This window comes from Marinomonas sp. (assembly GCF_965225885.1).
In the GTDB taxonomy this organism is placed as follows: Bacteria; Pseudomonadota; Gammaproteobacteria; order Pseudomonadales; family Marinomonadaceae; genus Marinomonas.
Map to the genome: position 1 here is coordinate 2,527,149 of NZ_OZ245329.1, position 13,884 is coordinate 2,541,032.

Here is a 13,884-nt window from a genome sequence, read left to right on the forward strand (position 1 = left end):
ATAATGAAAGAATAAGGTTGTAGAAAATTATGTCACAGTGGAACTTAACAAGTTGGAGAGAAAAAACGGCGCTGCAGCAGCCTGTTTACCCAAATGCAGAGCATTTGGCTCAAGTTGAAAGCACGTTAGAGAAAATGCCTCCTCTTGTTTTTGCCGGCGAAGCTCGTCAACTAAAAAAAGCCTTAGCGCAAGTGGCCAATAGGCAATCGTTTTTGCTTCAGGGCGGTGATTGCGCTGAAAGTTTTGCTGAGTTTCATGCCAATAATATTCGCGATACGTTCAAGGTTATGTTGCAGATGGCTGTTGTGCTTACTTATGCTGGTAAGTGTCCTGTAGTAAAGGTTGGGCGGATGGCTGGGCAGTTTGCTAAGCCTAGATCAGCGGGAACTGAAGTGATCGGCGGTGTTGAGTTGCCAAGTTACCGTGGCGATATTATTAATGGCATCGACTTTACTGAGCAGGCGAGGGTTCCAGATCCTGAGCGTTTGGTGCAGGTTTACAATCAAAGTGCATCGACAATGAATTTACTCAGGGCTTTTGCTCAAGGTGGCTTTGCAGATTTGCATCAGGTGCATCAATGGAATTTGGACTTTTTGAATACTAGTCCGGCAGGTAGTCGTTTCCAGGGTGTGGCTGATAAGATTGATGATGCCTTGCAATTTATGGAAGCGTGCGGCATTGGTCCTGGTTTGGCTCAATTGAAAGAGACAGACTTTTATACTTCTCATGAGGCGTTGTTGTTGCCTTATGAGCAGGCTTTAACTCGTAAAGATAGCTTGACTGGTGAGTGGTACGATTGTTCTGCGCACATGTTGTGGATTGGAGATCGTACTCGTCAATTAGATGGTGCGCATGTTGAATTTTTGCGTGGTGTGCAAAACCCAATTGGTGTGAAGGCTGGTCCGACAATGGATCCTGAAGACTTGCTGAGATTGTGTGATGTTCTGAATCCAAACAATGAAGCTGGCCGCTTAAATATTATCGTGCGTATGGGTGCGGATAAAGTTGAAGAAGGTATGCCTAAGCTAATTCAAGCCATTCAGCGCGAGGGTAAACAAGTTGTATGGAGTAGTGATCCGATGCACGGCAATACGGTTAAGGCATCTACAGGTTATAAGACTCGCCGTGTGGATGATGTATTGAGAGAGGTTCAGCAGTTCTTTCAGGTTCATAATGCTGAAGGGAGCTACGCAGGTGGTGTTCACTTTGAGATGACAGGTCAGAATGTTACTGAGTGTGTTGGTGGGGCCTTTGAGGTGACTGAGGCGGATTTAGCTGATAGATATCATACTCATTGTGACCCGCGTTTGAATGCTGATCAATCTTTAGAGTTAGCGTTTATGATTTCAGAGACGCTTAAGAAGGCACGATCTTAATATTTGGTTTGTTTGGCTAAATAGATAATTTTTAGAGAATAAAAAAGCTCAGTTAAGAATTTAACTGAGCTTTTTTTACGTCTAATTTTTGAGCTTAGCTTTTTCGGCGACGAAACGCAGATGTGGCAGATTTGGACGTCACATCAATTTTTGCCATGATAAGAGCCATTTCTTCAGCTTCTGCTTGCTGCTGTGATTTTAGTTTTTCTTCGCGTTCTTTTTTCGATGCTTTCTCAGCTTCGCTTAGCATCTTCTGAATGCTTGCCTTGCTCTTCGTGCGAGTTGGCGCTTTTTTCTTTTCTGCGGCTGCTGTAGCGAGCGGTGCGCCTATTCTTTCTTCACCGATGAGTTCTCCAAAGAATGATTTTGCTGTTGGGGTTGGCTCAATCGTTTTTTTTGGTAGTTCAACGGTTTTTTTTGCAGCTACTTTTCTTGTTTTTTTAGGTTGTTCTGCGGTTGATACGCCATTTGCATCAAACAAGGCTTTTTTGCCAAGGCTAAGGTTCGTGGCTTTTTCTGCTGTTTGAGCAATTTTATAGCCGCGTAAACTTTCGCCGTTATAAATAGAGATATAGTCTGTTTCTAGCTCGTAAAGCTCTTCTTTGTCGCTTGTTTCAAATAGTTCTTCAACTGTAAAAGCGTCAACGCCATTCTCCCTAATGTCGTTGTATAAAGGAAAGTCCAAACCTTCGCTCGTTGCTTCTACGTATTGTTCGAAACGTTGAAAGCCACTATTGAAAGACGTTCCAATGTAGTGTTTGCCGGAGATGTTATTTGTGATTTTAAAAACGACCAAAATCGCTGCCTCTTACGTAATATCTTTTTAATAGCACATAAACCCCATTCACCTGAGGTGACCCAAAGGTGAATGGGGTTTATAAGAAATAGGGTTAGTGTTTTACGACGATGTTAAGACCGTCACGAACGTTCAAGTGAACGTTTTCAACTCGATTGTCTTGCGCGATAAGGCGGTTGACTTGGTTGACAGCGATATCGCTGTTTTCTTTCGGGTCTAGAACTCTTCCTTGCCATAGGGAGTTATCAATAATGATAAGGCCACCAGATCTAACCAGCGGAAGTACTGCTTCGTAGTAATTTAGGTAGTTACGTTTATCAGCATCAATAAAGACAAAGTCAAATTCCCCTTCAAGGGATTCGATCGTATCGAGAGCGGGGCCAAAAATCGCTTTGATTTTTTTGCCGTACTCACTGCGGTCGAAAAAAGATTGAGCAAATTGAATTGCTCTAGGGTTGGTTTCACAGCATATAAGCTCACCATCTTTGGGCATGCCTTCTGCAATAGACAGTGCTGAATAGCCAGTAAACATGCCAATTTCTAACGCACGTTTTGGTTGTGCTATTTTTGCCAGAAGCTTCAGAGTGCGGCCGATGGTTTTTCCTGATAACTTATTTGGGTAGCCCATGTCTGAGTAGGTTTTTTCAACCAGCTCAATTAATAGGTCAGGTTCTGCTTGAGTGGTTTCAATGCAGTAGTCGTCAAGATTATTGAGATCCATATTGCCTTTTGATAAATGAAGTCTATGTGAAACAGAAACTAATTTTACTCTGCACGCAGAGAATGTCTATGGCTTAATGGTAGAAAAAGGGCTTGATTTTTGTCGATGGCCGCTACATGCAGAAAAAAGGCTTATTTAAATTAGATTCGCATGAATAATCGAAAAATGATAGTTTATGCGCTGAAATTTACATGTGCTCTTTGGTATGGAGCACCACTGACTCCGATAGGGGAATAAAATGCCTGTAATTACTTTGCCTGATGGCAGCCAACGTTCTTTCTCAACCCCAGTAACTGTAATGCAAGTCGCCGAGGATATTGGTCCTGGTTTGGCTAAAGCCACAGTTGCGGGTCGCATAGATGGTCAACTTGTTGATGCGTGCGAACTTATTTCAGACGACGCTAAATTGAGCATCATTACGGGGAAAGACCCTGAAGGTGTAGAGATTATTCGTCACTCGTTTGCTCACCTTGTTGGTCATGCGGTTAAGCAGTTATACCCGACGGCAGAAATGGCAATCGGTCCTGTTATTGATGAAGGTTTTTATTACGACATCGCTTACGAGCGTCCTTTTACGCCAGATGACCTTGCTGCTATAGAAAAACGTATCGCAGAATTGGTTAAGACGGATTGCGATGTTATTAAGAAGATGACACCGATAGCGGAAGCTCGTCAGCAATTTGTCGACCGTGGCGAAAGCTATAAAGTGGCATTGATTGATGATATGGATGAGTCAACAAAAGAAGTTGGTTTGTATCATCACGAAGAATATATGGATATGTGTCGTGGTCCACATGTACCAAATACTCGAGTCTTGCGTCATTTCAAATTGATGAAGTTGGCTGGTGCGTACTGGCGTGGTGATTCTAATAACGAAATGTTGCAGCGTATTTATGGTACGGCTTGGAATGACAAAAAAGAATTAAAAGCTTATCTGACACGAATCGAAGAAGCTGAAAAGCGTGATCATCGTAAGTTGGGTAAGAAATTAGACCTTTTCCATGTGCAGGAAGAGGCACCTGGTATGGTGTTCTGGCACCCTAAAGGCTGGAGATTGTATCAGGCTGTTGAGCAATATATGCGTCAGAAACAGCTTGATAACAATTATCAAGAAGTGAAAACGCCTCAGATCGTTGATCGCGTGCTTTGGGAGAAATCAGGGCATTGGGGTAAATATCATGAGAATATGTTCACTACACATTCTGAAAATCGTGATTACGCCGTTAAGCCGATGAATTGCCCATGCCACATACAGGTTTATAATCAGGGTCTTAAAAGCTACCGTGATTTGCCATTCCGTATGGCTGAGTTTGGTTCTTGTCACCGTAATGAGCCATCAGGTGCATTACATGGCATTATGCGTGTACGTAACTTCGTTCAGGATGATGGTCATATCTTTGTGACCGAAGGGCAAATTCAGTCGGAAGTGTCTGAGTTTATCGATCTACTTCATGAGGTGTATGCGGATTTTGGCTTCGATAACATTGTTTATCGTTTGTCGACACGCCCAGAGCAGCGCGTAGGATCTGATGAAGTTTGGGATAAAGCTGAGAAAGCCTTATCTGATGCGTTAGATTCTGCTGGTCTTGATTGGGAAGAATTGCCAGGTGAAGGGGCTTTTTATGGTCCTAAAATTGAGTTTTCACTGAAAGATGCCATTGGTCGAGTGTGGCAGTGTGGTACTATTCAGGTTGATTTCTCAATGCCAACTCGCTTGGGAGCGCAATATGTATCGGAAGATGGCTCTCGTCAAACACCGGTTATGTTGCATCGTGCGATTGTTGGATCACTTGAGCGTTTCATTGGTATTTTGATCGAAGATACAGAAGGTGCCTTTCCGGTCTGGCTTGCACCTGAACAAGTTGTTATCATGAACATTACTGATCGCCAAGCAGACTATTGTTCTGATTTGGAAAAAAGATTGAATTCAAATGGCTTTAGAGCAAAACTTGACTTGAGAAACGAGAAGATCGGGTTTAAAATCCGCGAGCATACTCTACAACGAGTGCCATACATGATCGTCGTCGGTGATAAAGAAGTTGAGCAACAGCAGGTTGCTGTTCGAACTCGTACCGGTGATGACCTTGGAGTGATGAGTATTTCCGATTTTGAAGACTTGCTTCAAAAAGAAGTTGCTCGCCGTAGCCGTAAACAAGAAATGGAGATAGTACTATAAAAGGTAATATGAATCGTGGGCGTGCCGCTAGTAAGCAGCGTCCTCTAATCAACGAAAACATTCGAGCTACCGAAGTGCGTTTGATCGCTGCTGATGGTGAACAAGTTGGCGTTGTCTCTCTAGAAGAGGCACTAAAAGCAGCTCAAGAGGCTACTTTAGACTTAGTGCAAATAGCTGATTCAGATCCGATTGTTTGCAAAATCATGGACTACGGTAAGCATATTTTTGAAGCAAAAAAAGCGAAAGCTGCTCAAAAGAAAAATGCTAAGCAGATCCAGGTAAAAGAAATGAAATTCCGTCCAGGGACGGAGGAAGGGGATTATCAGGTAAAACTCCGCAACCTGATACGTTTCCTTGAAGGCGGGGATAAGGCCAAAGTATCACTACGATACCGCGGTCGTGAAATGGCCCATCAGGAGCTTGGCATGCAGCTTATGAATCGAGTCGCAGCAGACTTAGAGGAATATGGTGCAGTTGAACAAGCCGCGAAAATGGAAGGTCGTCAATTGACGATGGTGCTAGGCCCCAAAAAGAAGAAGTAATTTTAAATAACTTGGCTTTAAGGGTTTTGGCTCTTAAAGACTGATTTATTAAGAAATTACACTAACATTAACGAATGCGAGAGTGGTTTTATCATGTCCAAAATTAAGTCACACAGTGGCGCAGCTAAGCGCTTCAAACGTACCGCGAATGGTTTTAAGCATAAGCAGTCTCATACTAGTCATATTTTGACTAAGAAATCGACTAAGCGTAAGCGTCATCTTCGTTCTATGAACCAGATTGCGCAAAGCGACAAAGCGTTAATTGTACGCATGTTGCCATACATCTAAGTCTAGATTTTTTTAGTTCATTAATTTATTAGTATAAGGTTTATATTATGCCTCGCGTAAAACGTGGTGTTCAGGCTCGTCGCCGTCACAAGAAGATTTTAAAGCAAGCTAAAGGTTACTACGGTGCACGTAGCCGTGTATTTCGTTTAGCAAAACAAGCTGTTATCAAAGCTGGTCAATACCAATACCGTGACCGTCGTCAGCGTAAACGTCAATTCCGCGCATTGTGGATTGCTCGTATTAACGCTGCTGCACGTATCAATGGTTTATCTTACAGCCGTTTCATTGCTGGTTTGAAAAAAGCTGCAATTGAAATTGACCGTAAGGTTTTGGCTGACCTAGCTGTGTACGAGAAAGAAGTTTTTGCTGCTATCGTTGAAAAAGCGAAAGTAAGCTTGGCTTAATTTCTGACGTAGCCTTAGGGTGATTCAATCTTGAAGGATTTCATCTCAATAGAAAGAATCACTCAATGCAGTCTTTGATAGGGGAAGAGCCAATGGTTCTTCCCCTATTTTATTTTTTGGAGTGTGTAAATGGAGAACCTAAAGCAGATTCTTGCTGATGCGCTAAGCGCAGTAGCTGCGTCTGAGAGTGAGTCCGCACTGGATGATGTACGTGTGCATTATTTGGGTAAGAAGGGCGCTCTGACTGCTTTGTTGAAACAGCTTGGTAATGTTTCTGCAGAGGATCGACCAAAATTTGGTCAAATGGTTAATGAAGCAAAAGACCAAGTTCAGGAAAAAATTACTGAGCGCAAAGCATCACTTGCTAAAGCAGCATTAGATGCCAAGCTTGCAACAGAGACGATCGATATCTCCTTGTCTGGTAAGGGTCAAGAGGTGGGTGGTCTGCATCCTGTGACTCGTACTATGGAGCGTATTGAAACCTTTTTTCGTGGAATTGGCTTTGATGTGGCTGCAGGGCCAGAAATTGAAGACGATTATCACAACTTTGAAGCTCTGAACATTCCTGCGCATCACCCAGCGCGTGCAATGCAAGATACCTTCTACTTTAATCCAACAACCGTACTAAGAACGCATACATCTCCAGTTCAAGTGCGCACAATGGAAACGACTCAGCCGCCAATTCGAATTATTTGTCCTGGTCGTGTTTATCGTTGTGATTCTGATCAAACTCATACGCCTATGTTTCATCAGGTTGAAGGTTTGTTAATTGACGAAAATATTTCCTTTGCCGACCTAAAGGGTATTTTGCAGCAGTTTTTAAACGTCTTCTTTGAGGATGATTTAAAAGTGCGCTTCCGTCCTAGTTATTTCCCATTTACTGAGCCTTCCATTGAAGTGGATATCATGCGTACTAACAGTAAGGGTGAAGAGTCTTGGTTGGAAGTGTTGGGTTGTGGCATGGTTCACCCGAAAGTACTTGAAATGTCAGGAATTGATTCCGAAAAATACACAGGTTTCGCTTTTGGTATGGGCGTAGAGCGTTTTGCTATGCTGCGCTATAAAGTAGACGACCTTCGTATGTTCTTCGAGAACGATTTGCGCTTCCTTAAACAGTTCAAGTAACCAGTCTACCTAGGATGTTTTTATGAAAATTAGTGAGAATTGGCTAAGAGAATGGGTCAATCCAGACGTCAGTAGCGATGATTTGGTTGCTCAAATAACGTTAGCTGGCCTTGAAGTGGATGAAGTTTTACCTGTTGCCTCTGAGTTTTCAGGTGTAGTAGTAGGTGAAATTATCGGTGCAGAGCCTCATCCGAACGCTGATAAATTGCAAATTTGTCAGGTGTATGATGGCGTAGAGACCTTTCAGGTGGTTTGTGGTGCGCCAAATGCGCGTCCAGGCATCAAGATCCCGTTTGCTAAAATTGGCGCAGTGTTAGGTGCCGATTTTAAAATTAAAAAAGCCAAGCTTCGCCAAGTAGAGTCTTTTGGTATGTTGTGCTCTGCCTCTGAATTGGGGTTGAGTGATGATCATGACGGTATTATGGAATTGCCTGCTGTTGCTAAAGCGGGCGAAGATTTTCGTGCTTTTTTAGGGCTTGATGATCAGATTATTGATGTTGACCTAACGCCTAACCGTAGTGACTGTTTGAGTATTGCTGGTTTAGCGCGTGAAGTGGGTGTGTTGAATAAAGTTGATGTGACGCCTGTTAACGTCATTCCGGCTGAAATTGCTATTGATGATGCTTTCCCAGTGCGAGTGGAGGCGGCGGATGCTTGTCCTCGTTATTTAGGTCGTATTGTGCGCGGTGTTGATGTTAAGGCTAAGGCTCCTTTATGGATGGTTGAAAAGCTCCGTCGCAGTGGCATTCGCTCAATTGATCCAATCGTAGATATTACTAATTATGTGATGCTTGAATTGGGGCAGCCGATGCATGCCTTTGACTTGGCGAATTTGTCAGGTTCGATTGTTGTGCGAATGGCCAAGAAAGATGAAAAAATCGTCTTACTTGATGGTCAGGAAGTGATACTTCGTGATGATACCTTGGTTATCGCTGATGAAAAGTCACCACTGGCTATTGCTGGGGTAATGGGTGGCGAAGGGTCTGGAGTTAACGAAGCAACTAAAGATATTTTCCTTGAAAGTGCTTTTTTTGCTCCATTGGCTTTAGCTGGTAAGGCGCGCTCTTATGGGTTGCACACAGACTCTTCACACCGCTTTGAACGTGGTGTTGATGCAACTCTTCAGGAGCGAGCTTTAGAGCGAGCGACTGGGTTAGTTGTTGAAATTGCTGGCGGTCAAGTTGGTCCTATTACTCATGCTGTGAGTGAGACGTCTTTGCCTGAAGCGGCGGTTGTTACTTTGCGCCGTAAAAAGCTTGATCAATATTTGGCAATGTCTATCGATAAAGACCTTGTGACAGATATTTTGACTCGTCTTGGTCTCGTTATGATTGAAGTGACAGATGAGGCTTGGACGACACAAGCGCCATCGCATCGTTTTGATATCGCAATAGAAGCGGATTTGATCGAAGAGGTTGCTCGTATCTACGGTTATGACAACCTTCCGTCTTCAATGCCTCAAGCGGCAGTGAATTTTACACCTCTGTCTGAAACAAAAACGCAGATTCAAGTGATGCGCTCTATTTTAGTATCGCAGGGTTATCAAGAGGCAGTAACTTATAGCTTTATTGATCCTGTATTAAGTAAGCAATTTTTACCTAATATTGAGCCTGTGCCTTTGGCCAACCCAATATCAGCAGATATGGGGGTCATGCGTCCAAGTTTGGTGCCGGGTTTGGTTAAAGCGTATCTTTACAACCAGAATCGTCAGCAGTCGCGTGTTCGTTTGTTTGAAACGGGTCGTCGTTTTATTGGTTCTGTTGAGGCTTTGGCTGAATTGGATCAGCAGCAGCAAGTGGCAGGCTTAATTGCTGGTACTCGTCACTCTGAAGCTTGGTATCACGGTAGCGAAAAGGTTGATTTTTATGACCTGAAAGCGCACGTTGAGGCTTTGTTCGCTTTAAATGACGGCGGCAAGCCAACTTACGAGCGTTCTAGTTGTGAATTTTTACATCCAGGCCGTTCTGCTGATATCTTTTTAGGCGGTCAGTTTGTAGGTTTGATGGGGGAGTTGCATCCACAATTGTCTAAGACATTGGGTGCGAATCAGCCTATCTATGTATTTGATATTGCTCTAAACGCAGTATTGAATGCCACTTTACCTGAGTATGAGGCGGTCTCTCGTTTCCCTGAGGTTCGTCGTGATCTAGCTCTACTGGTTGATCGTTCTGTGCCTGTCAGTGAATTGGAGAGGGTGATCTCCTCAATGGCTGGTGATGCACTTAAAAATGTCTTGGTTTTTGATGTTTATCAGGGCCAAGGTATTGATGAAACGAAAAAAAGTGTCGCTTTGGGCTTGACGTGGCAGCATCCTTCACACACTCTTAGTGATGAAGAAGTGAACAACTCAGTCGAACAAACTGTTGCAGCCTTGTCTGAGCAGTTGGGAGCCGTTGTAAGGGGGTAGATTTATGGGATCGTTGACAAAAGCGGACCTTGCTGAAAATTTAGTGGATTCAATTGGTCTAAGTAAAAAAGACGCCAAAGATCTTGTGGAAGGTTTTTTTGACGTGGTGCGTAGTTCACTAATAGAAAGACAGCAAGTGAAGTTGTCGGGCTTTGGTAATTTTGAAGTGCGCGAAAAGAGTCAGCGCCCTGGTCGAAATCCTAAGACGGGAGAAGAAATACCAATTACTGCGCGTACCGTTGTTACATTTAGACCTGGGCAGAAGCTCAAGTCTAAAGTAGAAGACTATATGCAAGAGTAGCTTTACATGTTTCTAAAAAAGCCATCCACTAGGATGGCTTTTTTGTATCGGGTGTTCTTTATGTCTATTTATATGATGTTTAGCCATATAGCATGTCTTTCTGCTGCGTAAGGCTAATATGAAAAGTAGAATCATATTTAGATCAATGTTTAAGCGAACAACTCCTAAAATTCTAGCGGTATGATTAAATTGAAAAAAAACTTATAAAAGTCTTCCCTTTTCAATTCGTTATAGTAATATACGCACCCGCTGACAGGGACAGAGTTTAACTCTTTAGCTGTTGGTTTCGGGGCGTAGCGCAGCCTGGTAGCGCACTAGCATGGGGTGCTAGTGGTCGCAGGTTCAAATCCTGCCGTCCCGACCAAAATTTGAGAAATGCCGCTATAGCTCAGTTGGTAGAGCATCTGACTTGTAATCAGAGGGTCCCGAGTTCGACTCTTGGTGGCGGCACCATAATTTGGTCGAAGTTTCTTTCTTTAGAAATAAAGAATAGAAATAAAAAAAGATTTTGCTTTTATTAAAGCCGCTATAGCTCAGTTGGTAGAGCATCTGACTTGTAATCAGAGGGTCCCGAGTTCGACTCTTGGTGGCGGCACCACTTCTTAGGAAGTCTTTTAAAAGTGAACTGCGTCATGTAATGCCGCTATAGCTCAGTTGGTAGAGCATCTGACTTGTAATCAGAGGGTCCCGAGTTCGACTCTTGGTGGCGGCACCATTTACTTAATAAAGTAAGTTGAAATAAAAACGTTAAACAATGATTGGGTGTGTAGCTCAGTTGGGAGAGCGTCGCCCTTACAAGGCGAATGTCGGGAGTTCGAACCTCTCCACACCCACCACTAACTAGACAGTGGGCTTTTTACTTAAGTAAAAGCAAAAGTACTAGACCATGTTGGAGTGGTAGTTCAGTTGGTTAGAATACCTGCCTGTCACGCAGGGGGTCGCGGGTTCGAGTCCCGTCCATTCCGCCATCTTTCGAGAAGATGTAAAACTACGAGTCGGGTGTGTAGCTCAGTTGGGAGAGCGTCGCCCTTACAAGGCGAATGTCGGGAGTTCGAACCTCTCCACACCCACCACTTACTAAGCAGTGGTACTTATGATTAATAGGTAAAGAGCTAGATTGTGTTGGAGTGGTAGTTCAGTTGGTTAGAATACCTGCCTGTCACGCAGGGGGTCGCGGGTTCGAGTCCCGTCCATTCCGCCATCTTTCGAGAAGATGTAAAACTACGAGTCGGGTGTGTAGCTCAGTTGGGAGAGCGTCGCCCTTACAAGGCGAATGTCGGGAGTTCGAACCTCTCCACACCCACCACTTACTAAGCAGTGGTACTTATGATTAATAGGTAAAGAGCTAGATTGTGTTGGAGTGGTAGTTCAGTTGGTTAGAATACCTGCCTGTCACGCAGGGGGTCGCGGGTTCGAGTCCCGTCCATTCCGCCATCTTTCGAGAAGATGTAAAACTACGAGTCGGGTGTGTAGCTCAGTTGGGAGAGCGTCGCCCTTACAAGGCGAATGTCGGGAGTTCGAACCTCTCCACACCCACCACTTACTAAGCAGTGGTACTTATGATTAATAGGTAAAGAGCTAGATTGTGTTGGAGTGGTAGTTCAGTTGGTTAGAATACCTGCCTGTCACGCAGGGGGTCGCGGGTTCGAGTCCCGTCCATTCCGCCATTACTTACACGTTAAGTTTGGCAAAGAATTATCGATAGTTTAATCGCTATCTGAAAGCGGGTGTGTAGCTCAGTTGGGAGAGCGTCGCCCTTACAAGGCGAATGTCGGGAGTTCGAACCTCTCCACACCCACCACTTACTAAGCAGTGGTACTTATGATTAATAGGTAAAGAGCTAGATTGTGTTGGAGTGGTAGTTCAGTTGGTTAGAATACCTGCCTGTCACGCAGGGGGTCGCGGGTTCGAGTCCCGTCCATTCCGCCATTTTCTAAGTTTCAATATTTAAATATATTAACTCAGGAAAAAGCAAGCCCACATAGTGGGTGTGTAGCTCAGTTGGGAGAGCGTCGCCCTTACAAGGCGAATGTCGGGAGTTCGAACCTCTCCACACCCACCATCTATCTGCGTAACATATACTCATTTTAAACATCTCTTCTTTAAGATCCTCTTTTCTTTCCTACACAAAGATTTATCTATTGGTCTGTCTTTTCACTATTAAATCTCTCTTCGTCTATTTTTCCATGTAAATTTTTCCATTTCTTATCACTATTTTCCTTTTTAGCCTTCTATTGTGTAAATATTGTATTGCGTAAGAAATACTTACTGGTAATATCAGGCCATGTGCTTCTATACTTGAAGTGTATAATTGATTTACCGATAAAATAAAATTTCCAATAAAAATAACAATGGAGCTTATTTATGACTACCTCCTCAAGATTCTTGTTTAGAGCAAGTCTTGTTGCAGCCTCTGTGGCGGCAGCAACATCAGCCTACTCAGCAGGTTTTGCTTTAAATGATCACAGCGCGACAGCCTCAGGTAAAGCCTTAGGTGGTGTGGCGGCTTCTAATGAAGATATTTCTGCCAGCTTCTGGAATCCTGCGCTGTTTGCTAATGCCAAAGAGACGACAGTTTATGTATCAGGTGCCTATGTCATGCCAAGTATGGACGTTACTGTTGAATCCGCTAACAGTGCAGATGTGAATGGTGCTGCAGCGGGAGGTACTGCACCGCTGGGTACTAAGTCAACAAATGATTCAGTTAATAAGACACTTGTGCCGTCAGTTTACTTTGCTAAACCTCTGAATGAAAAAACTGTTGCAGGGATTTCATTAAATGTTCCTTTTGGATTGTCTGGTGATTATGGTCAAGATTGGGCAGGACGGTTTCATGCAACAGAAACTGGTATTCAAGATATTGCCTTGAGCTTTGCTTTAGCTCACAAATTAAATAATTGGGTCACTCTTGGGGCTAGCGTACAAATACATAAAGCCGAAGTTATTCTTGAGTCAGCTGTTGGTACTCCTATTTCTCAAGCTGGAGGAGAAGGGATTGGTCGCATTGAAGCAGATGATACAAGCTATGGTTATAGCTTAGGTGTTGCATTAGAGCCGAAAAAAGGAACTCGTATAGGGGTTGGTTACCGAAGTAAAGTCGACTTCGATTTCAAAGGTGATGTTAAATATACCGGAGTATCTGCTGGACTGGCCAAAAATGGAAAGTTATCGAATGCAGATGTAACCGATTCAATTACTTTCCCATCTCTTTTAAGTTTTGGTTATGAACAAGATTTATCCCCTAAGTTGATGTTAGGTGTTAGTGCTATAAAAACTGGATGGGGGGTAATGGATGGTATCAATATAAAATTTGAAAACCCTAGTACTCAAAAAAACTCTGTTTTAACATTCGGCTTTGAAGATCAGTGGATGTATTCAGCAGGTTTGACCTACGCTTATTCAGATAAGTTGACCTTGCGTACTGGTGTGGCGATGGACAATTCTCCTGTGACTGATAAATACCGTTCAGCTCGTACACCGGATGGGGATCGTAAGTGGATTTCCGTTGGTGGTACTTATGACTTTAACGACATGACGTCTGCAAACTTTGCATTTACTCATATCATGATTGATGATGTATCTGTAAATCGCTCAGGGCTAACGGAAGATGCTGCTCGTGGAACGCTAAAAGCAGATTATAGTTCGTCTGCTAATGTTGTGTCAGTTGGTGTGAATATGGCGTTCTAACTCTAAGCTAGAGTGTTTGATTTTTACGCTTAAAAAAACCAGAGTTCAAATTGAGCTCTGG

The 13,884-nt window shown here is 43.4% G+C and carries 11 protein-coding genes and 15 tRNA genes; 24 read left to right on the forward strand and 2 right to left on the reverse strand.

Annotated features, from left to right (window positions below):
• Positions 1–29 precede the first annotated feature (29 nt).
• Positions 30–1,376 (forward strand): class II 3-deoxy-7-phosphoheptulonate synthase, encoded by a 1,347-nt coding sequence (locus tag ACO05V_RS11960; RefSeq protein WP_421851511.1) that lies wholly within the window; start codon positions 30–32, stop codon positions 1,374–1,376.
• Positions 1,377–1,470: 94 nt separating this feature from the next.
• On the opposite strand, the gene ACO05V_RS11965 is transcribed toward ACO05V_RS11960, so the two are convergent.
• Both ACO05V_RS11965 and ACO05V_RS11970 read right to left on the reverse strand, forming a co-directional pair.
• Complete coding sequence (locus ACO05V_RS11965; protein ID WP_421851515.1) at positions 1,471–2,172, reverse strand: GIY-YIG nuclease family protein; 702 nt, start codon at positions 2,170–2,172, stop codon at positions 1,471–1,473.
• Positions 2,173–2,266: 94 nt separating this feature from the next.
• Positions 2,267–2,893, reverse strand: a complete 627-nt coding sequence (locus ACO05V_RS11970) for an O-methyltransferase (protein ID WP_421851518.1) — start codon at positions 2,891–2,893, stop codon at positions 2,267–2,269.
• 238 nt (positions 2,894–3,131) lie between these two features.
• On the opposite strand from ACO05V_RS11970, the gene thrS reads away from it, so the two are divergent.
• The 23 genes from thrS to ACO05V_RS12085 all read left to right on the forward strand — a co-directional run bounded on the left by thrS (position 3,132) and on the right by ACO05V_RS12085 (position 13,823).
• Positions 3,132–5,069: a threonine--tRNA ligase gene (thrS, locus tag ACO05V_RS11975; protein ID WP_421851521.1), complete on the forward strand. Its 1,938-nt coding sequence runs from the start codon at positions 3,132–3,134 to the stop codon at positions 5,067–5,069.
• Between the two features lie 8 nt (positions 5,070–5,077).
• A complete protein-coding gene (infC, locus tag ACO05V_RS11980; protein WP_113916037.1) occupies positions 5,078–5,611 on the forward strand; it encodes a translation initiation factor IF-3 in 534 nt (177 codons plus the stop codon).
• A 93-nt stretch (positions 5,612–5,704) separates the two neighbouring features.
• A complete protein-coding gene (gene rpmI / locus ACO05V_RS11985; protein WP_012070284.1) occupies positions 5,705–5,899 on the forward strand; it encodes a 50S ribosomal protein L35 in 195 nt (64 codons plus the stop codon).
• Positions 5,900–5,946: 47 nt separating this feature from the next.
• Positions 5,947–6,303, forward strand: a complete 357-nt coding sequence (gene rplT / locus ACO05V_RS11990) for a 50S ribosomal protein L20 (protein WP_421851525.1) — start codon at positions 5,947–5,949, stop codon at positions 6,301–6,303.
• 129 nt (positions 6,304–6,432) lie between these two features.
• Entirely contained in the window at positions 6,433–7,428 is a 996-nt protein-coding gene (pheS, locus tag ACO05V_RS11995; protein WP_421851528.1) for a phenylalanine--tRNA ligase subunit alpha, read from the forward strand.
• Positions 7,429–7,450: 22 nt separating this feature from the next.
• Positions 7,451–9,835: a phenylalanine--tRNA ligase subunit beta gene (gene pheT, locus ACO05V_RS12000; RefSeq protein ID WP_421851530.1), complete on the forward strand. Its 2,385-nt coding sequence runs from the start codon at positions 7,451–7,453 to the stop codon at positions 9,833–9,835.
• Between the two features lie 4 nt (positions 9,836–9,839).
• A complete protein-coding gene (locus tag ACO05V_RS12005; protein WP_012070280.1) occupies positions 9,840–10,136 on the forward strand; it encodes an integration host factor subunit alpha in 297 nt (98 codons plus the stop codon).
• Between the two features lie 287 nt (positions 10,137–10,423).
• Positions 10,424–10,500: transfer RNA gene (locus ACO05V_RS12010), tRNA-Pro, on the forward strand.
• 13 nt (positions 10,501–10,513) lie between these two features.
• Positions 10,514–10,589 (forward strand) — tRNA-Thr (locus tag ACO05V_RS12015).
• A 69-nt stretch (positions 10,590–10,658) separates the two neighbouring features.
• Positions 10,659–10,734, forward strand: a tRNA-Thr gene (locus ACO05V_RS12020).
• A gap of 41 nt (positions 10,735–10,775) precedes the next feature.
• A tRNA-Thr gene (locus tag ACO05V_RS12025) sits at positions 10,776–10,851 on the forward strand.
• Between the two features lie 45 nt (positions 10,852–10,896).
• A tRNA-Val gene (locus ACO05V_RS12030) sits at positions 10,897–10,972 on the forward strand.
• A 55-nt stretch (positions 10,973–11,027) separates the two neighbouring features.
• Positions 11,028–11,104 (forward strand) — tRNA-Asp (locus ACO05V_RS12035).
• A 29-nt stretch (positions 11,105–11,133) separates the two neighbouring features.
• Positions 11,134–11,209: transfer RNA gene (locus ACO05V_RS12040), tRNA-Val, on the forward strand.
• Between the two features lie 51 nt (positions 11,210–11,260).
• Positions 11,261–11,337: transfer RNA gene (locus ACO05V_RS12045), tRNA-Asp, on the forward strand.
• 29 nt (positions 11,338–11,366) lie between these two features.
• Positions 11,367–11,442, forward strand: a tRNA-Val gene (locus tag ACO05V_RS12050).
• Between the two features lie 51 nt (positions 11,443–11,493).
• Positions 11,494–11,570, forward strand: a tRNA-Asp gene (locus ACO05V_RS12055).
• A 29-nt stretch (positions 11,571–11,599) separates the two neighbouring features.
• Positions 11,600–11,675, forward strand: a tRNA-Val gene (locus ACO05V_RS12060).
• Between the two features lie 51 nt (positions 11,676–11,726).
• Positions 11,727–11,803 (forward strand) — tRNA-Asp (locus tag ACO05V_RS12065).
• Positions 11,804–11,861: 58 nt separating this feature from the next.
• Positions 11,862–11,937 (forward strand) — tRNA-Val (locus ACO05V_RS12070).
• Between the two features lie 51 nt (positions 11,938–11,988).
• Positions 11,989–12,065: transfer RNA gene (locus ACO05V_RS12075), tRNA-Asp, on the forward strand.
• Between the two features lie 57 nt (positions 12,066–12,122).
• A tRNA-Val gene (locus ACO05V_RS12080) sits at positions 12,123–12,198 on the forward strand.
• A 302-nt stretch (positions 12,199–12,500) separates the two neighbouring features.
• Positions 12,501–13,823 carry an OmpP1/FadL family transporter gene (locus tag ACO05V_RS12085; protein WP_421851533.1) on the forward strand — a complete coding sequence of 441 codons (1,323 nt, stop codon included), beginning with the start codon at positions 12,501–12,503 and terminating at the stop codon, positions 13,821–13,823.
• The last annotated feature ends 61 nt before the right edge of the window (positions 13,824–13,884 follow it).